Origin of the sequence: Salibacterium aidingense DSM 18341 (genome assembly GCF_000429685.1) — a bacterium.
Taxonomy (GTDB): domain Bacteria; phylum Bacillota; class Bacilli; order Bacillales; family Marinococcaceae; genus Salibacterium; species Salibacterium aidingense.
The window spans coordinates 346,862-365,341 of record NZ_AUCI01000001.1; the positions used below are offsets into that span (position 1 = coordinate 346,862).

Sequence of the window (18,480 nt, forward strand, 5' to 3'; positions counted from 1 at the left end):
TCTACTCCCCCATCATAGAGTACGGAATCCAGGTAACTAAGGACGGTACAAAGGTAATAAGTAATAACACCGCTAGTAACGCAAGCACAAACGGAAAAATGGAACGACCTACGACATGGAAAGGGATCTTCCCAATCCTGGAAACGATATATAACAACGCTCCAACCGGAGGTGTGACAAGGCCGATCATTAAGTTCACGACAACCACCACACCAAAATGAATCGGATCCACCCCTAGTTCCAACGCTAATGGAAGCAGGACAGGGATAAAAATCAACATAGCAGGCAGCGCATCCATGATCATGCCGATAAATAACAAAAAGATGTTAACCAAAATGAGAAAGGTAACAGCATTGACATGTAAGGACAAAAACAATTCGGCTAATTGATCTGCCACCTGCTCTCCCGCCATGATCCAGGAAAAGATTCCCACAATGGAAAACAAGACCATGATGGTGGAGGCAAACACGCCGGTACTGGCAAAGATATGCACAAGATCTTTCCAGGAAATAGCCCGATAGACAAACATTCCTATTAATAACACGTAAGCTGTAGCAAGGATAGCCACTTCTGTTACCGTTACCATCCCTGTGATAATTCCAAGGATAATAATAACCGGAGCCACTAAAGCAAAAAAGGTATCTTTAAATAACGACATGAACTTTTTCCAGGACCTCTTGTAATCGACCACCGGCAGATCCTGCTTTTTCATCAGAACATAACAAATTACTAAGAGAGCGGCTCCCATAAGAAACCCAGGAATAATCCCTCCAAGAAATAACCGGCCTACAGAAAGGTTTGTGATAAGTGCCAGGAATACCATGGGTATACTGGGCGGAATGATGGGGCCGATGGTTGCTGCGGCCGCGTTAATAGAGGCGGAAAATCCCTCTTTGTATCCATCCTTTTTCATAGCCGGCAGCATGACAGACGAGACTGCACTGCAATCCGCAGGTGCGGATCCTGATACCCCGGCTGAGAATATGTTGACTCCGACCGCAGAGTAAGCGAGGCCTCCTTTTAATTTTCCAATAAAAAATTTTGAAAACTCTACCAGGCGTAATGTCATCCCCGACCGGTTCATCAGTTCTCCGGCCAATATAAAAAAGGGGATAGCAAGCAGCGTATAACTGTCTATTTCTTTCACCATGGTGGATGTTAATAGGTTAAGCGGAGTATCCGTTGCTACAAGCAAATAAATCATGGAAGCCGCACCCATGGAGATATAAATTTCCAGCCCTAACGCCATGAATGCAAACATTAGCACAAATAATAAAACAATCATTTCCTTCCCCCCTTTTTGCCAGAGTAGATCATCAGTTTGTTCTTCAGGTGAAAAGGGCGAGAAAATCTCCCCTCTTTATTGTTCCTTTAATTCATTGACGGTGTCTAAAAGCCCCTCCGGCCATAAGTCCCCATCAAATTCCTCTGCTGTGGGTTCCAGCGCTTCACGAATAGAGTCTACATCCGGCTCAATATATTCCATGTTTTCCTTTAGAAAATCAAGAGATTCATTGATCTGCTCCCGGGCTAATTCTGTCTGCATTTCGCCGGCTTCCACTGCTGCCTCTGACATGATCTCCTGCTGCCCGCTGCTTAAGGACTGCCAGAGCTCCTCACTGATATACCAACTTTTTACATCCCGGATGTAGTTCGTTTCCATGACGTAATCCTGGACTTCATAAAAGCTGCTGTTTTCCACGGTAATAAACCCATTTTCCTGAGCATCTGCTGTGCCTTGATTGAGAGCCATATACAAATCAGAAAAAGGCACGACGACCGGCTCCGCTCCGAGAGCTTCCATCGATCGTTGCACAATCGGAGCTTCCGCTGTACGTATTTTTAACCCATTAAAATCGTCGGCTGATTCGACGGGCTGGTTTGCAGTTAACTGCCTTGCTTCAGTATCACCAATGGATTTAATCACCCTTACCCCGGTTGCTTCTGCAGCTTCGTCAAATATGGGTTGAAATTCTTCCGAGTCAAGGATCTCTACCATCTGATCATAGCTTTCCCAGTAAAAAGGAAGAGATAGAATATTAAACGCTTCAGCTCCTTCCATCCAGCCGTAGGAAGATATTCCTTCATACATCATGTCTACCGTGTTGGTATTCATCCCGGAGAACATGTCATTAATGTCACCCAGTTCGCTGTTTGGAAAGACATCCACCGTGATAGAACCATCGGATTTCTCGTTTACCAGTTCCGCAAAATGATTCGCAGACTGGGTGGTTGGATCATCCTCTGTCCTAATGGTACCTAGTTTCAAGGTTATGTCTTCTTCTGCGGCAGCCTGCTCATTCTCTGATCCGCCTGCTTCTCCCGACGTTTCTTCTTCTCCCCCGTCACTTCCCGTCTCACTGCCACACGCGGCTAATACCAGCCACAGGCCCAATAACGCCGCCAACAACCAGAATTTTTTCATGGGTTATTCCTCCTAAAGGTTTTATTTATGAAAATCGGAAAGGTCCGATAATACCGAAATTTTCTCCGGGTCACAGATTACTTCAATAACAGCAGGTTCCTTTTGCTCCATGGCTCTTTTTAACGCGTCCGCAAACGAAGCGTCATCCTTTATACGCTCGCTTCTTATACCTATAGCTTCTGCCAATCCAGTAAAATCAATATCTGCCAGTGATGTTCCAATCACATGGCCTGGAAACTGTTTTTCCTGATGCATACGGATGGTACCGTACATGCTGTTATTAAATACAAGGGCAATCACCGGCACATTTTCTCTTTTGGCTGTTTCCAGCTCCTGCACCGTCATCATAAACCCGCCATCCCCGGATAACGAAACGACTGTCTGCTCCGGCCGGGCAAGTTTCGCGGCGATCGCTGCCGGCAGGCCGTAGCCCATTGCCCCGCTGGTAGGACCTATATAGGTATGGGCATTATGAAACTGATAGTAGTTGTGGAGCCAGGCGGAAAAGTTCCCCGCATCGTTTGTAATAATCGCATCCTCCGGCAGAATATTCTGCATGTTTCTAATAATTTGTTGCATGTCTACGGTGTCTGGGTGCGGCCTGTCTGGAATGGCCGTTGCTTCCAAATAGGCATTCCGACGCTGCTTGGCCCACTCTTTCCACTCCGTTTTAGGCTGCACCGTACTTTCTAATAAAGCTGTCAATGCTTTGGCAGCGTCTGCCGTTACGCCAACATCAGGAGGATAAACTTTTCCCAGCGTATCTGGGTCAATATCGATGTGAAGAAGCGTCATTTGCTCTGAAAAGAGTGAATAACTTTGAGTTGTAATTTCGGAGAAACGAGTTCCAATAGCCAGTACTACATCGGCTTGACGGGCCGTATCCAGAATAGCCGGAAGGGTCCCAAGACCAGAATGTCCTACATATTGTTCGTGATTGTTTGGAATGACGTCATGGCGCCGAAACGAAGCCAGCACTGGAATATTAGTCTTTTCAGCAAAGCGTTGTAATAACGCTTCAGCATCGGATAAAAGGACACCGCCTCCGGCCACGATCAACGGCCGTTTTGCTGTTTGCAATAATTCAACGGCTTGATTAATTTCATTTACTTCCGGAAAGGGGCGGGACACCTGGTAACCCGGAAGCTCTTTATAGGCGCTTTTTTCTCCTAATAGATCGGCCGGCAGAGAGATAACCACCGGTCCCGGCCGTCCAGATTGAGCAATCCGGAAAGCCCGACTGACCATTTCATTTGTTCTTCCAGGGTCTGTTAATTCATACGTCCATTTCGTCATGGGGGCGAACATCTGCTCAAGCTCTATTTCCTGAAACCCTTCCCGCCCCCGGAATCGCCGCTCGACCTGTCCGAGAAAAACTACCATCGGGGTGGAATCCTGATAAGCTGTATGCACTCCGATGGCAAGGTTGGATGCCCCTACTCCCCTGGTTGCTGCAGCTACCCCGGGTTTTTTCGACGCTTTTCCATATGCTTCCGCCATAAAAGAGGCTCCGCCCTCGTGCCTCGCAGCGACAAAATCGATGCTCCCGTCCTTATAAATTTCGTCCATTAGATCAAGAAAGCTTTCTCCCGGAACAGAAAAGACACGGTCAATTTGTTCCCGCTTCATGATCTCGACAATTTGCTTTGCAACGGTCCAGTTATTTTCCATAAAAATCCCCTTCTTTGTTTATTGCAGCTATCATTTCTATCTCTACCGGGGTGCTTCTGGGAAGCGCATTAACACCAATTGCAGCACGGGCATGCCGTCCTTTTTCTCCAAACACGCTTCCTAAGAGAGCAGAAGCGGCGTCTATCACACGGGGCTGGGCATCAAACCCTTCGGAGGACTGAACATATCCGGTTATTTTTATAATTTTTTCAATAGCATCAAGCGAACCGGTATGTTGTTTAATACAGGCGAGGCCTTGTAAAATACAAGTAATGGCAGCTTCCTTCGCTTCTTCTATGCTCACCACCGCAGGCACTTCTCCTTTTACTTTCACCTCCCCCTCCACTTTTGGAAGCTGGCCGCTGACGTAGGCTATATCGTGGTGAACAACAACAGGCACATAGTCAAAAGAAGGTTTAGCCGCAATAGGCAATAAATATCCCATTTCTTCCAATTTGGTTTCATAGTTAGACATGTTCATCCTCCAATACTTTTAAGTAATCCCGACAGGCTTTCCTTACGTCATAATCAGGAACATATCGTAAATCCTTCTCCACTCTGGAAACGTCAATCAGCGGGTAAGTATTCTGTTGGGAGGACTGTTTTTCCGCCCGGATGAGAGAGGACTCTGTCCATTGATTGACCGTCTCTGCAAGTTCTTCCCAGGTGGTCGTGTGGCTTTTTACGTTGTATATGTTTTCGAGTGGCCTGGCAGTTATAGCTGCTTTATAAAATAGCTCTCCCACATCTTTTACATACATTAAGTCCATAGGCTGCTCATGCTGTTTGATGGTTAATGACTGCTTCCGGTGGGCGGATTCAAATAAATCTACAAGACTATTTCCTGCTCCTTTATACCAGCGGCCGGGCCCATACACGAGCGGCAGCCGGAATGCTGCGATTTCCATCTGGTACATATCACGATAGTAATTGGTCATCAACTCATCCATGACTTTCGTGGAGCCGTAGAAGGTGTGCGGATTAACCGCCATCTTTTCATCCACCTTAACCGGGGCGTATTCCTCCTTCCATCCATATACCGTTGTGGAACTGGACCATAATACTTTATTAATCTGCGCAATTTGAGCAGCTTCGATCACGTTGTAAAACCCATGAATGTTTACTTGAAGAGCTTTATCGGGATGATGCCGGGCCCCCTGAGCCAGTCCGTCTTTTCCGGCGCCAAATGCGGCAAGATGAATAAGCACATCCGGTTTTACTTTTAAAAGACAACGCTGCAAGGAAGGAAAATCGGTGATATCTCCCTTGATTTGCTGAACATTTTCTCCAAGATCCTCCAACAGATTTTCTCCCACGCCAGGGCCGAACGTGGTGACTGCAGCGCCATGATGTATGAATGTTCTGGCGATATGGGATCCAATAAATCCGTCGCCTCCGATAATAACTGTTTTCATTTTCCCTCCCCCTTAACTAATGCAGTAGTGCTGTACTTTCTCTTCATCCAGTTCTACTCCCAGGCCGATTTTGTCCAATAAGGTGATTGTTCCATTTTCAAGCTGGATCGGTGAGGTGCCTATCTCGTCGCGCAGGCCATTTTCTCCAAGATCATACTCAAACATCATAGGCTCAGGTTCTTTTAAAGAATGAGGATAATAAGGGATAGACGCCATCAATTGTAATGCTGCGGATCTCCCTACAACTCCGCCCCATACATGTGGGGAAATCCTGATATTGTTTGCCTGAGCCATCATTGAAATGGCTTTGGCTTCATATATGCCCCCGCATTTAGCAAGATCGGGCTGGACGATATCCACTAACTTTTCTTGTATTAACTCTCGGAAACCATAGCGCGTATACTCCGCTTCTCCTGTTGCCAGTGTAATCCCGGGCTCCGCATGCTTAATTTGCCGAAAACCATGCAGATCGTGCGGCGGTACCGGTTCTTCCACCCAATAAAGCTCAAAGGGTTTCAGTCTTTCAATCATTTGAATAGCAAGATCAGGGGTGTAGTTCCCATTAATATCCACCATGATTTTAATATCCGGCAGGAGTGTACGAACGATTTCCACTCTTTCTATATCTTCCTGCAGGCTGGTTCCGACTTTTATCTTAATGGCCTGGAGACCGCTGCTTTCTACTAAATGAACCTCCTCCTTCAGTCTTTCCAGGCTGTTTGATTCTGTGATATAACCAGTAGACCCGTATGCCATAAAGGTATCCCGTGCTTTGCCGCCCAGTAATTTATGAACCGGCATCCCCAGTGTTTTTCCCATCGCATCCCAGGCTGCCATTTCTATGCCGCTGATGGCGCATACTAAGTAACCTTTCGACGCAAGATGATAAAAACCATTCAGTAGTTTGCTGGCAATAGTTGGATAGTCAAACAATTGCTTGGACAAGAACCATTCTCTTAATTCTTCAATCAAGGAATGAATAATCTTTGGAGATCCGAAAGCCTCTCCGTAACCAATCATTCCGCTTTCGGTTTTCAGTTTTACCAGGGTACATTGTCTTGCTGTCACTAATCCGCGTGCATTTCCATAGCTGTCTCCATTTCTTAATGGATAGCTTAAAGGAATGGAGTCAATTTCCACCACTTTCACTGTCGTCACCTCGATTTTATTTAATTGCTATAAATATTAATTTTCTGAAATATAAGATTGTTAACAATACTACAATGAACTTACAATATTGTCAACAATCTTATGATTTTCCTTGTTTTTATTTTTATCTTCCTTCATGATAGAGAAAGAGGTGAATAGAATGAAAATTGAGATAGATAAGCATCTTCCTTCTTCCCGGCGGGAACAAGTATTTATAAGAATTAGAGACGCGATTTTAACCGGAGAAATACAACCCGGAGAACGAATCCGGGAAAAGGAAATTGCAGAACTATTTGGCGTCAGCCGGGGGCCTATCCGAGAAGCGATCCGGCAGCTGGAACAAGAAGGCTTGGTTCATTCTTTCCCCTACAAAGAGACCGTAGCTGCCACGTTTACGGAAGAAGAAATTCATGATGTGTTTATTCCTATTCGGATTATACTGGAAAGCAATGCCATCAAGCGGTTTGAAAAAGAACCGATTCAGGACGAGGACCTTCAGCAATTACAACATTTCGTCGATCAGATGGTCGAAGCAGGAGAACATGAAGATTTGCCAACGCTGGTGGAAAACAATCTAAACTTTCATAAATATTTAGTCACTCTTTCTGGTTCAAAGTCTCTCGAACAAATCTGGAACAGCATTATCAACAGAATACGAATCCATTTTTATAAGCTCGGCCAGCAGCTTGACACCACATTGAAAGACCATGCCCTGGAGCACCAGGAAATTATAAACGCCATAGAAGCACAAGACATGGACCGGGCCATTACTTTATTAGAAAAGCATATAAAATAAAGTTTCAGGTGACAAAAAAATCGGCACATACAATAAAAGCTCTGTAGAGTTTATCTCCACAGAGCTTTTATTAGTGGCATTCGACAAAATCCGGGGGGTGACAGGCACGTTATCGTTCCTTTTTCGTTTGACGTTATTTGGACGTCATGTTTCCCGTGAGAGATGTGCGTCGTATCGAACTTGTCCAGGCGCGTTGTCAGGAAACGTCTCACGGCTTGGTTTTGGCTTTCATATTTTAGTTCAAAGACCGTCCCTGGTTTCATTATGTCTGTGATATCGATCCGGTAGGAGTCCTTTGTTTTTTCAAAGTAGTATTTAGCTGCACTGGACCGGTCTTCCCACAATAATTGGTTTTCCTTCAGAAATTCCGGAGACACCTCTGTGATTTCCACAAATGGCGGCGTTGCTTTTATTTGTTCCGCTACTTTCTTGCTTTGGCTGATCATCAGTATGCCTTTCTCATTAAAAGTCACCAGATAGTTGTGATGGAATTCCCCTCCTGGTACAGCTTCAGGATTAGACATCGCGTGATGGTTGACCTTCAGGCTTGTCATTGCACCATTTGACTTGATATTTAACAATACCTCGAACTGTTTATGCTTATTTTGCAGCTTTTCACAAGTCTGTACGACATCTTTCAGGGAGATCCTGTCCTCCTTCATCGGGAAGACGATATCCAGTGGAGCCTTTTCCGATTGGCTTTTTACCATAAGCTCTTTTTTCTCAATCACACCTCCGGCTGATGCCGTGTCCCTTACTATTAGGTCCCCGTCCTGGTACCTGACACGAACATCGTCTTCAGTAACGGCGGACGAGAGGACGTCGCCTTTTTGAAGAAGCGCGATCACTTTATCCGAGGCCCGGCCGTCATCCAGCGGATTAAATTTTTCCAGAAACGCCTCATATTTTTGCCGGCAGGCTCGGGCATTGTCTGTCACATGATGCACGGCTTCTGCAAGCTCCCGGTTATTCCGGACAATCGGACCAGGTACTTCTTTTTCGTAGTCAAAATAAAAACCCCGCAGGGAATCTCTGTATTCCTCTAAATCATAGGCAAAGAAAATCATGGGGCGCTGCAGGACACTGTAGTCAAACATAACGGAAGAGTAATCGGTAATCAGGATATCTGCTGCCAGAAATAACTCCTGTATATCAGCTTCAGAGGGGGCTTCATACGCAAAATCCGGATAGGCCTCCGCGTTTAATTGATTGACGACGAGGTAGTGCATCTTCAGAAGAAAAATATAATCATCTCCGAGCTCTTCTTGCAGGAACTCCAGATCCAGTTTCATGTCAAAACGGTAATTGCCTTTGGAATAGTACTGATTGTCACGCCAGGTGGGGGCGTAAAGGATGATTTTTTTATCCAGGGGAAGATGGAATTTCTTTTTTATCTCTTGAACCCTTGCTTCCGTGTCCTGACGAACCAGTGCATCATTTCGCGGGTATCCTGTTTCGAGGATATTATTGTAAAAATTAAAAGCTCTGCTGAATATTTTGGTGGAATACCGATTCTGGGAGATTAAATAATCCCAGCGCTGTGTATCTTTGCGTACATTATTTTTATATTTTTTGAGGGACTGGCTCCCAGCCATATGGATGGCCTCCAGGTCCAGTCCCAGCTTTTTCAGCGGGGTGCCGTGCCAGGCTTGAATATAGGTAGTTCCTTTCCGTTTCACAAAGACCCTGGGCTGCCGGCAGTCCATCACCCAGAATCCAGCCCTGGCCATATAATAAAAATAAGGAATGCTATTTCTTTTGATGACCTTGGCCTTTCCCGGAAGTTGATATTTTTCCGGCTCCTCAAAAATCCAGACGATCGTATACTCCTCATCCAGGGACCGTTCGACCATTCTTTCATAAATCGCTTTAGGGTTGCCCGAATAATTCCGGCCCAGATTGCTTTCGAAAATAATTAACTGCTTATCTATACTGGTGTTCAGAAACACCTTTTTATAAAGGTTTCTTTTAATGTTTTTCTTCACCTTGCCGAAAACCACAGGGGGTCACCTCAATCGTTTTGTGCATTATCTAAAAGGCTTTGATCCTTAACGGAATGCTTCTTTCTATGTATTTTTCTATTTCTGTTACTTTAACATACATTAACCTTTTTTTAATGTTACTCTTCTCCTGCCATTTTTCCAAATTAAGGTATTCCCTATTTTCAGCGGATGCTCCTTTGATTATAGTAGTCTTTTACGTTGGAATAAACAATAAAACCCTGAACCAGGACGTTTTATGTACCATGTCCCGGACTCAGGGTTTTATTGTACCCGCGTGTAATGGCGCAGTTTTTCAGCTTTTCTGTGTTTCATCACTTTCGACAAAAATCGAGGTTTTCCGGGGCGTGACAGGCACTGTTTTAGCTATTGATCCACAATAGACCCGTCAATACTTAGTCTTGTGTTTATTTCTCTTCGTTTGTAAGGAAATTTGGTTTCCGCTCCTTCGACTACATCTGTTCCTATCCCCGGTCTATCGGGAACTTCAATAAACCCCTGCGAAGCTCTTGGAACCCAGGTAACCATGTCACTCTGTTTAAAAGATTTCTGATTCACTGCCTTAGAGCTTGTATATTTTTCCGTCGCGGACACTGTTTCGTGGTCAGGAAGCTCCTGGATCGCCAGGTTTTCGGTTGCGATGGCTATTTGAAGACATGCCGCAGTGCTAACAGGACTTAATGGATTATGAGGAACGATCGGAATACCATGCGCCTCAGCTATCGCAGCGATCTTTTTAGTTCCGGTAATGCCTCCGCATAAACAGACACTGGTTCTGGCATAAGACATGGCGTTTCTTGAAAAAAGCATTTCAAATTCCTGAATCGTATGGATTCTTTCACCCGTTGCTATTGGCACATTTGATTTTTCGGCAACCAGAGCCATGGAATCAAAATTATCTGGAATCACCGGATCCTCTAAGAAAAAAGGATGGTATTTTTCAACCGCCTGTGCAAAAGCAATGGCTTCTCCAGGTTTCATTCTACGGTGTAATTCCAGACAAAGGTCTACATCATCTCCCACTGCCTCTCTGATTTGACGTACTCTATCCACCGCTTCATTTATCATTTTTGCATAAGGAAGGAAATAGGCTTTACTTCTCGGTTCATCGAGAAACGGAGATAAATGGCCGACCGCATTGTAACCTGCTTCTTTGGCTTTGACACAGGCGGCGACAAGCTCTTCTGTCGTTTCTCCTGATACATGGTAATACGTTCTCACCTTATCTCTGCATCTTCCTCCCAGCAACGTATACGTGGGAACATCAAACCATTTTCCGGCAATATCCCATAAAGCAATGTCTATTGCACTGATAGCACCCATAATCGCGGCGCCTCTAAAGTGGAAACAACGATACATGTACTGCCAGTGATGTTCTATTTGCAATGGGTCTTTCCCGATGAGATACGTTTTAAAAGTTTCCACTGCTTCCGCAGAAGCATCCAGAAAACCCCATGCTCCGGATTCTCCTATTCCGCTAATTCCTTCATCCGTAAAGACCTTTACATATAAGAAACGATTTACTGGAATTATTTTTATATCCGTGATTTTCATAATAATGACCTCTTTCAATAAAAGATTGCGCTTTATTTCTTTTAAATGTTCTTCAGTATTTGGTTTTTACATTAGTATGGAGGATAGAAGAGAGAGGATAACCAACATCATTGCTCCCCCTATACGGGAGGAGATTTGAAGAAAAGGCATGAGCCCCATTCGATCCCCTGCGCTTAATACTGCTACATCACCAGATCCTCCCATGTCGGCCATCCCCAATCCGGCACCAATAGCTGACTCCACAAAGTAGAAGCCTACCATTAAACCTATAAAGCCTGCAGCTAGTGCAGCCATGATAACGGTAAGAATCGTTAAACTAATGTAGCTGGGATTGGTAACGATTTCAAGTACACTTGCAAAGTCTATCATCCCGGCACTAATGGCAACCAATACAGCAGGCACCCATGCTTTTGTAATAAATTCATACCAATCCCCTGCCGCCTTTTCGATCTCCATCGGTAAGATGTTAATAATTTTCAGCAACGCTGCTCCTAAAATAATCCAGACGTAAGGGTGTAAAGCAGGAATTAAACTACCCAGCGCATTTCCTAATATATAAAGGGTTAAAGAAATAACAATACCGATAATTAAGTTGTTGATCGAAAACGGAAATGCCGAATCCTTATTATTATCTGCCTCAAACGTCTGCTCCTTTCCCTTTGTTCTCAACATAGCTCCGTCACCAGAAAAGTTTTTCATTTTGTTTTTTCTTTTACCTAGACCATTCAATGCCCCAGCAACTAAGATACAAATCATATTTCCTACCATTACCGCCGGAGCCAGCCTGGCTAACACTTCTCCTGGATCTCCTCCCTGGCTGGCAGCGTAAATTTCAGACATAGGGACAGCTCCCGCCGCCATCCCTCCTCCCATAATGGGGCCCACTACAAAAAACATCGCTTCAGTAAATCCAAATCCAATTAATTGGCCTGCGAGCCCTCCGGCCAGCAGCCCACATAATACTGCTCCTAACAACGGCACAAAAAACCTTATTCCAATTTTCATTAACAGGTTTCGATCCATACTTAAAATACTTCCGACAATAATTCCCGTTACTGCTAAATCGGCAAATCCGAATGTTGTGTAAAAATCATCAGTCAGGGTGGCTAAACTTTCCGGGAAGATACCCCAGTATAGAAATAAGGCAGGAATTAAGATGCAAAGAATCGGGCCTCCGCCAAACGTATTAAATACAGGAATGCGATCACCAACCCATTTGAGAGCTCCTCCCAATACCATCGCTACAATAAGGCCGCTCGTTAAATTATCCGGGAGTATCTCCATATATACTCCAATTAGAACAATAGCGACAACTCCAAAAAAAATTGGAACCTCCAAACCAATAATCTTTGTTCTTGGCCGCTGCTCCTCCCTATTTACGTGTTCATGTTCAGAAGCCGTACTCTCTTCCACGCTCATTTTCTCACATCCTTTTATTTGATAAAAATGAATAGCGGCACATATAAGTAAGCGTTTTCAATTAATGTAATTGCTTGATAACCTCTTCGGTTACATCTTCTGTCGTGTTTGTTCCGCCCAGATCCGGAGTTACGATACCTTTACTTGTTGTACGTTCAATGGCATCCAGCAAATGCCGTCCCATTTTTTCTTCCCCGAGGTGATCGAGCATCATTTTAGCTGTCCATATTTGTCCCATTGGATTTGCAATTCCTTTCCCCACAATATCAGGGGCTGAACCATGGACGGGTTCAAACATAGATGGGTAATTTCCATTAACATTAATATTGGCAGCTGGCGCCACACCGATACTTCCCATGAGGGCAGCACCCAAGTCCGTTAATATATCTCCAAATAAGTTACTTGCCACGATCACATCAAATTTTTCCGGATAGGTTGCAAAAAAAGCCGTCAACGCATCAATGTGCTGGGACTCTGTCTCTATATCAGGGTAACCCTGAGAAACTTCATCAAATATCTCATCCCAGAATGGCATGGTATAAACGATACCATTCGACTTAGTCGCACTCGTGACATGATTATTGCGTTTCAAAGCAAGATCAAACGCAAAACGCATCGCACGTTCTGTGGCTTTTCTTGAAAAAATATTATTTTGTACGGCAATCTCATCTTCTCCTTGATAAATTCTTCCTCCAACAGAACTATACTCCCCTTCACTGTTCTCGCGCACCACCATTAAATCAAAACCTTTTGGATCAGCTAGCGGAGAGCGTACCCCCTTCAACACCTTGGCAGGTCTAACATTAATTGACTGTTGAAATTCCCGGCGGATTTTTATTAACAGCCCCCAGAGAGAAATATGATCTGGTACAAGCTCAGCGTTTCCAACCGCTCCAAGAAAAATGGCATCAAATCCTCTTAATCTGGCCAACCCGTCTTTCGGCATCATTTCTCCATGCTTTAAATAGTACTCACAGCCATAAGGAAAATAAGTAAACTCAAACGTTACATCACCGGATATTTTTGATAACGCTTCCAAAGTTTTGACTGCGGCTGGCACTACTTCATTTCCTATCCCATCACCAGGAATAGCTGCGACTCTCAACGTTTTCACCTTGTTCATCTCCTTTAATTGTTTTTAGACGACGGTCGACTGGTCGACTGGTTCATTTGCATCGTATCGAAAAAATAATAATTTTGCAACATAAATATTTGAATTTTTGAAATCCGTTTCGAAAAAAAACGATCAAAAATCTAAAAGCAGCAGGGTTACAGTGTCACTTTTACCGAAAAAGTTTAATGTTGATAAGATAGCTTATCCTCACTTTTCCATGTTGTATAAAAAAAGAATGCTTAGCCAGGGGCTACGTTAGAATTCAGGCCAACTAAACTAGATAAATTTGATTATTATAACTTCTCATACAATCACTTTTCGAATAAATGAAAAAAAGTAATTCTAATCTTATTAAGACCGTAAAAATAAGATGAAAAAAGCACCCGCAGCATTCATTGGGTGCTTGAAAGATTATCTTTCGCTGTTATCGGTCAATCATTATTTGGTATATATAGGGGAGGAGTGTCAGTTACTATTTGATTCAGAGGAATTCTGGTTTTCGTTGTGGGATTTTAGAATCTCAAGCAAGTGGTCAATATCATGCTGCAAATGCTGTACCATTTCTTTCGAGGCGAGCTCCGCTTTTCTATCCTTCATAAGGGAGAAAATGCGGCGGTGTTGTTCTACTATCGTCCGGGCCCGATCGTCCCCCTTAAAATTCAAAACACGGAAATAATAGATTAACCCTCTTATATCTTCAATTTGTTTTCGAAGCCGGTGATTTCTGGAAAATTCTACAATTAAGCTGTGGAAGTGGCTGTTTAAGGTGATGATTGTATTTGAATCTTGATTCTCCAATATTGCCTGCTCGGTTTCTGCCAATTTTTTTTCAAGTTCATTCAATTCAATATCCTGAGCCAATTCTGTGGTCAGGCTTACCGCAAACGATTCAAGCGCCATCCGGCACTGATAAATCTCTTTAATATCTTCTATTGTAGGTTCGAATACAACAACTCCGGAATGATCAACTACTAATAGGCCTTCTTTTTCAAGAATGCGGATGGCCTCTCTTACAGGACTTTTACTCACGTTAAAATCCTTCGCTAATTGGGTTTCATTGAGACGATCCCCCGGCTCCAGCATCCCGTTAAATATCATTTTTTTGATAGTATAATAACATTGTTCATAATATGGCATACGTTTATCTATGACAAAATCATCCATACTTTCACCTTTTCTTATCAAATATAACTCTACTATAAGTGGTGTTGCTTCATCATTAATATTGTACCCTAAAATTTAAAGTTTAAAAAGCTGATTTTCCCAATTTGGCAAGGTTTGACCACCCCTTTACGAAAACTGGTGAAACACCATCCTTCTTCCTAAACTGAATTTTTTTCAGTAAAAAAACTGTCTTAAAGCAAGTATTCATCCGCTTTAAGACAGTCAAAAGTAGAACGGAACAACTCATTCAGATTTAATCTGTTTCTAAGTTTCATGTATTCGCCTTTGGGTTTATCCGAGTCGTCACACAGCGATCCAAGTATCTTCCATTTTATAAACATTCTACTAATCAGCTAGTCATTTTTGAAAAACCAAAATACCATTCGACAAATATCAACAACCTTCGGAAAGTGACAGGCACTAGTCGAGCAGTCTTTTCCCAAATAAAGAGGTCAGGAGTTCGACGGCCATGATGGCGGTTTGGTTTCTTTGATCTAATATCGGATTCACCTCGACCACATCGGCGGAGGTGACAATGTCCGCTTCGGAGAGCATTTCAAAGGCCAGATGGCTTTCCCGGTACGAGATGCCCCCGAGAACAGGGGTTCCGACGCCCGGAGCGTCCTGGGGATCGAGGGCATCCAGATCAAAGCTCAGATGCACATTGCTCGTTTTATGGTCGAAATACTGAACGCTTTCTTCCATGACCCGAGTCATGCCGAGACGGTCAATATCATGCATTGTATATATCTTGATGCCGTGATGCTGGATAAGCTCCTTTTCCCCCTCATCAATGGAGCGGGCCCCTATAATGACAATGTTCTCCGGTTTTATTTTCGGAACTGCCTTCCCAACCCCTGTTAATTGGGGATGTCCGAGGCCAAGGCTCACCGCCAGGGGCATCCCGTGGATATTACCGGACGGACTTGTCTCTTCGGTATTCAAATCAGGATGAGCATCATACCAGATTAATCCAAGGGTTTCATCCTGGATGCCGGCCGCCGCCACCGATCCGATACTAACACTGTGGTCTCCTCCCAGTACGAGCGGAAATTCGCCCCGCTGTGACACTTCCGTAAAATGTTCCATCAGCTCCGTACTCACCTGAACGATTTCATGGAGGTTTTTCAACCCTTCTTTTTGGGCCTCAGGTCGTTCTACCCGCAAATCCCCTTTATCGTTCACATCATACCCTAGTTCTTCCAGCTGCTCATGCAGATCGGCATAACGGAGCGCACTCGGGCCCATATCCACCCCCCGGCGGACCTGGCCTAAATCCATGGGCACCCCAATAACAGAAATCGTTTTTCTTCCATTCATCCAGTGACTCTCCCCTTCTTATCTCTCCCATTTATTATATTTCTCTATTTTTCCTGCAAGAACACTCTATGCCTAAGATGTCATTTCCCCTTTTCCGAAAGGCCGTAATACTCTATGATGAACGCTACCAAACGTCGCAACAGCCTGCCTGGCATCCTGCTGATTGCGGTAATAAAGCCAGGTTCTGCGGGTCGCTTTCGTCCCGTCTTTAAAAACAAGCGGGGAAAAATGCAGCCCCTGCCTGTCATCGAGAAAAAATTCCGGTACGATGGCGTAGCCCAGTCCCTGTTCGACCATGCGCACGCATGTAGCATAATTATTGACCTCCATTACAATATTGGGCTGTTCCTGAAAATATTCCTGCCACCACTGATCTACGACATTTTCAATCGCAATTTTCGTCTGATTCGGATAATAAGAAAGATAATCCGGTTCCTGAAACGCAATTCTTTCTCTGTAAGGCAGGTCATCCATTAGGATAGGTTCTTTCGATACCATCCCAATATTCTCTTCATCCAGCAGTACTTTTTCCCCGCCCCAATAGAAGTCTCCGCGAATGATGGCTATATCAATCGTGCCATCCTGCAGCTGCGAGAAAATTTCAGAACTCATGCCGGACTTGACGTAATACTTAATATTAACGTGCTTTTGATGAAACTCTCCAAGCAATGTGGGAAAAATATAATGGCAGAAATAATTGGTTACCCCGATCCGCAGGAAGCCGGCTCCCGGTTCCTGCATCATCCACAGCTTATCTTTTGTTTCTTTCAGCAATTTTCTCTGCCTTTTTGCATGTTGGACGAGATAGAGGGCTTCATCGGTCAATGCTGTTTTCCTGCCTTCTCTTTGAAAAAACGTTATGTTGAACTCTTCTTCAATCTGACGGATGCGGTAGGCTAGGGCCGGCTGGGATGTGTATAACCGCTCGGCCGCTTTGGTGATGTTGGGTTCTTCCTCCAGAAAAACAAGCATCTGGCAATCTTTTTCATCCATGGAACTGACCCCTTTTTTCTGCTTTTCCCTTTATTAAACCAGTCCGTTTCCAAGCATTCAACCCTGGGGTCAGGAGTAGTGAATGAAGTTGGCGATGACGACCATCACCGCTCCAAAAATCAGCCAGATGCAGATAAGCGGAAAGGCGAAACGGAACCATTTATGAAAAGCGATGCCTGATACCGCCAAGGCTCCCATAATCGTCGAAGACGTCGGATTGAGGAGATTGGTCATGCCATCCCCCAATTGAAAAGCCAAAACCCCTGTCTGCCTTGTAACGCCGAGAAGGTCCGCCAGCGGCGTGATAATCGGCATCGTAATAGCCGCCTGTCCGGATCCTGAACAAAAACCTGGAAACCGTAGATTCCCAATACTTGAATGGAGGATGGAAGGATATCAACGGTGCTGGAAGCAGCGTAAACGATAGTATCAATGATAGCCCCATCTTCCAGCACAACAATAACTGCCCGGGCCAGGCCAATCATGAGAGCTCCCATCACAATATTTCCGGCTCCATGGACAAACTCCTTCGCCAGCCGGCTCGGCCCATACCCATAAATCAGACCAGCGGCAATCCCCATACTTAAGAATAGAGAAGAAATCTCCATGATATACCACTGATGAACGGATACTCCCCACAGCAGCACAATAATACCGACAGCAAAAACGCTAAGTACAGCCAAATGTTTTTTCGTAATGGTCGTATCCATTTGTTGAGCAGCCATGTCGTCTTTTTCTGCGAGTTCCAGATCGTAGACATAACTGCGGCTTTTCTCGTTTTTCACTTTTAACGCATAGCGGGTGACATATATACTTGTAATTCCTAATAAAACAAGGAGAACAATAGCTCTCAGCCACATTCCTGAGAATATCGGAACCTCTGCAATCGTCTGTGCCACTCCGACACTAAAAGGATTCAATAAACCGGCGGTAAACCCAAGGTTCGTTCCCAGGATAACTATGGCCATCCCTACCATTGCATCATAGCCGAGCGACCTGGCTACCATAATTCCCAGGGGAACAAACACCATGGATTCCGTACTCATCCCCATCGTAAAGCCGCCTACCGAAAACAGTGCCAGAAATGCAGGGATGATCAAAATCTCCTTGTTGGAAATCCGGTCACGGCATCCACCGCTCCGGTCGATAAGATAATTTGAAAGGTTCCGCCAATAATCAGAATAAAAAAGATGACATCACTGGCGTCGTTAAACCCTTCTACAATCGAAACCGGAAATAACAGGGGATTAAACGGGTCGGCTTCCGTTTCTCCATAAGTACCTGGCACAACGACAGTCTGGCCGGAGCTTTCATCCTCCGCCCGTTCAAACTCTCCCGACGGAACGACGTAAGTTAAGAGAGCGGCAAATAAAATGATAATCACAAGTAATACATATGTATGTGGCATTTTCAAAAAGCGCCGGACCCACGTCTTCTCTTCCGGCGATGAATCCATTTTG

The 18,480-nt window shown here is 44.4% G+C and carries 15 protein-coding genes and 1 pseudogene; 1 reads left to right on the plus strand and 15 read right to left on the minus strand.

What is annotated here, in order from left to right; genetic code table 11:
- Position 1: 1 nt before the first annotated feature.
- From G475_RS0101660 to G475_RS0101685, 6 genes are all read right to left on the minus strand, one after another.
- On the minus strand, positions 2–1,285 hold the full coding sequence (locus G475_RS0101660) for a TRAP transporter large permease (RefSeq protein ID WP_026699772.1): 1,284 nt from the start codon (positions 1,283–1,285) through the stop codon (positions 2–4).
- A 75-nt stretch (positions 1,286–1,360) separates the two neighbouring features.
- Positions 1,361–2,425, minus strand: coding sequence for a TRAP transporter substrate-binding protein (locus tag G475_RS0101665; RefSeq protein ID WP_026699773.1), 1,065 nt, complete (start codon positions 2,423–2,425; stop codon positions 1,361–1,363).
- 21 nt (positions 2,426–2,446) lie between these two features.
- On the minus strand, positions 2,447–4,096 hold the full coding sequence (locus G475_RS0101670) for a thiamine pyrophosphate-dependent enzyme (protein WP_026699774.1): 1,650 nt from the start codon (positions 4,094–4,096) through the stop codon (positions 2,447–2,449).
- Positions 4,086–4,571, minus strand: coding sequence for a RidA family protein (locus tag G475_RS0101675; protein ID WP_026699775.1), 486 nt, complete (start codon positions 4,569–4,571; stop codon positions 4,086–4,088). The genes G475_RS0101670 and G475_RS0101675 overlap by 11 nt, the downstream gene beginning before the upstream one ends.
- Positions 4,564–5,511 (minus strand): NAD-dependent epimerase/dehydratase family protein, encoded by a 948-nt coding sequence (locus tag G475_RS0101680; protein WP_026699776.1) that lies wholly within the window; start codon positions 5,509–5,511, stop codon positions 4,564–4,566. The genes G475_RS0101675 and G475_RS0101680 overlap by 8 nt, the downstream gene beginning before the upstream one ends.
- A 12-nt stretch (positions 5,512–5,523) precedes the next feature.
- A complete protein-coding gene (locus G475_RS0101685; RefSeq protein WP_026699777.1) occupies positions 5,524–6,660 on the minus strand; it encodes a mandelate racemase/muconate lactonizing enzyme family protein in 1,137 nt (378 codons plus the stop codon).
- A 160-nt stretch (positions 6,661–6,820) separates the two neighbouring features.
- Here G475_RS0101685 and G475_RS24005 point away from each other — a divergent pair, with 160 nt between their 5' ends.
- Positions 6,821–7,456, plus strand: coding sequence for a GntR family transcriptional regulator (locus G475_RS24005; RefSeq protein WP_035709778.1), 636 nt, complete (start codon positions 6,821–6,823; stop codon positions 7,454–7,456).
- A 50-nt stretch (positions 7,457–7,506) separates the two neighbouring features.
- On the opposite strand, the gene G475_RS26225 is transcribed toward G475_RS24005, so the two are convergent.
- From G475_RS26225 to G475_RS27865, 9 genes and pseudogenes are all read right to left on the minus strand, one after another.
- Complete coding sequence (locus G475_RS26225; protein WP_051302052.1) at positions 7,507–9,456, minus strand: CDP-glycerol glycerophosphotransferase family protein; 1,950 nt, start codon at positions 9,454–9,456, stop codon at positions 7,507–7,509.
- Positions 9,457–9,822: 366 nt separating this feature from the next.
- Entirely contained in the window at positions 9,823–11,010 is a 1,188-nt protein-coding gene (locus G475_RS0101705) for a mandelate racemase/muconate lactonizing enzyme family protein (protein ID WP_026699778.1), read from the minus strand.
- A gap of 66 nt (positions 11,011–11,076) precedes the next feature.
- A complete protein-coding gene (locus G475_RS0101710; RefSeq protein ID WP_051302054.1) occupies positions 11,077–12,429 on the minus strand; it encodes a 2-hydroxycarboxylate transporter family protein in 1,353 nt (450 codons plus the stop codon).
- Between the two features lie 61 nt (positions 12,430–12,490).
- A complete protein-coding gene (locus G475_RS0101715; protein ID WP_026699780.1) occupies positions 12,491–13,543 on the minus strand; it encodes a tartrate dehydrogenase in 1,053 nt (350 codons plus the stop codon).
- A gap of 465 nt (positions 13,544–14,008) precedes the next feature.
- On the minus strand, positions 14,009–14,707 hold the full coding sequence (locus tag G475_RS0101720) for a GntR family transcriptional regulator (protein ID WP_026699781.1): 699 nt from the start codon (positions 14,705–14,707) through the stop codon (positions 14,009–14,011).
- Positions 14,708–15,127: 420 nt separating this feature from the next.
- Entirely contained in the window at positions 15,128–16,027 is a 900-nt protein-coding gene (gene rocF, locus G475_RS0101725; RefSeq protein ID WP_026699782.1) for an arginase, read from the minus strand.
- Between the two features lie 72 nt (positions 16,028–16,099).
- Positions 16,100–17,020 (minus strand): LysR family transcriptional regulator, encoded by a 921-nt coding sequence (locus G475_RS24015; RefSeq protein ID WP_051302056.1) that lies wholly within the window; start codon positions 17,018–17,020, stop codon positions 16,100–16,102.
- Between the two features lie 69 nt (positions 17,021–17,089).
- Positions 17,090–18,120 (minus strand): annotated as a pseudogene (locus G475_RS24020) (YfcC family protein).
- Positions 18,117–18,476: a hypothetical protein gene (locus G475_RS27865; protein ID WP_267880093.1), complete on the minus strand. Its 360-nt coding sequence runs from the start codon at positions 18,474–18,476 to the stop codon at positions 18,117–18,119. The pseudogene G475_RS24020 and the gene G475_RS27865 overlap by 4 nt, the downstream one beginning before the upstream one ends.
- Positions 18,477–18,480: the final 4 nt, after the last annotated feature.

Coding starts and splice junctions, on each gene's coding strand:
- G475_RS0101660 (WP_026699772.1), bottom strand. CDS start 1,285: ATGATTGTTTTATTATTTGTGCTAATGTTTGCATTCATGGCGTTAGGG.
- G475_RS0101665 (WP_026699773.1), bottom strand. CDS start 2,425: ATGAAAAAATTCTGGTTGTTGGCGGCGTTATTGGGCCTGTGGCTGGTA.
- G475_RS0101670 (WP_026699774.1), bottom strand. CDS start 4,096: ATGGAAAATAACTGGACCGTTGCAAAGCAAATTGTCGAGATCATGAAG.
- G475_RS0101675 (WP_026699775.1), bottom strand. CDS start 4,571: ATGTCTAACTATGAAACCAAATTGGAAGAAATGGGATATTTATTGCCT.
- G475_RS0101680 (WP_026699776.1), bottom strand. CDS start 5,511: ATGAAAACAGTTATTATCGGAGGCGACGGATTTATTGGATCCCATATC.
- G475_RS24005 (WP_035709778.1), top strand. CDS start 6,821: ATGAAAATTGAGATAGATAAGCATCTTCCTTCTTCCCGGCGGGAACAA.
- G475_RS0101705 (WP_026699778.1), bottom strand. CDS start 11,010: ATGAAAATCACGGATATAAAAATAATTCCAGTAAATCGTTTCTTATAT.
- G475_RS0101710 (WP_051302054.1), bottom strand. CDS start 12,429: ATGAGCGTGGAAGAGAGTACGGCTTCTGAACATGAACACGTAAATAGG.
- G475_RS0101720 (WP_026699781.1), bottom strand. CDS start 14,707: ATGGATGATTTTGTCATAGATAAACGTATGCCATATTATGAACAATGT.
- rocF (WP_026699782.1), bottom strand. CDS start 16,027: ATGAATGGAAGAAAAACGATTTCTGTTATTGGGGTGCCCATGGATTTA.
- G475_RS24015 (WP_051302056.1), bottom strand. CDS start 17,020: ATGGATGAAAAAGATTGCCAGATGCTTGTTTTTCTGGAGGAAGAACCC.
- G475_RS27865 (WP_267880093.1), bottom strand. CDS start 18,476: ATGGATTCATCGCCGGAAGAGAAGACGTGGGTCCGGCGCTTTTTGAAA.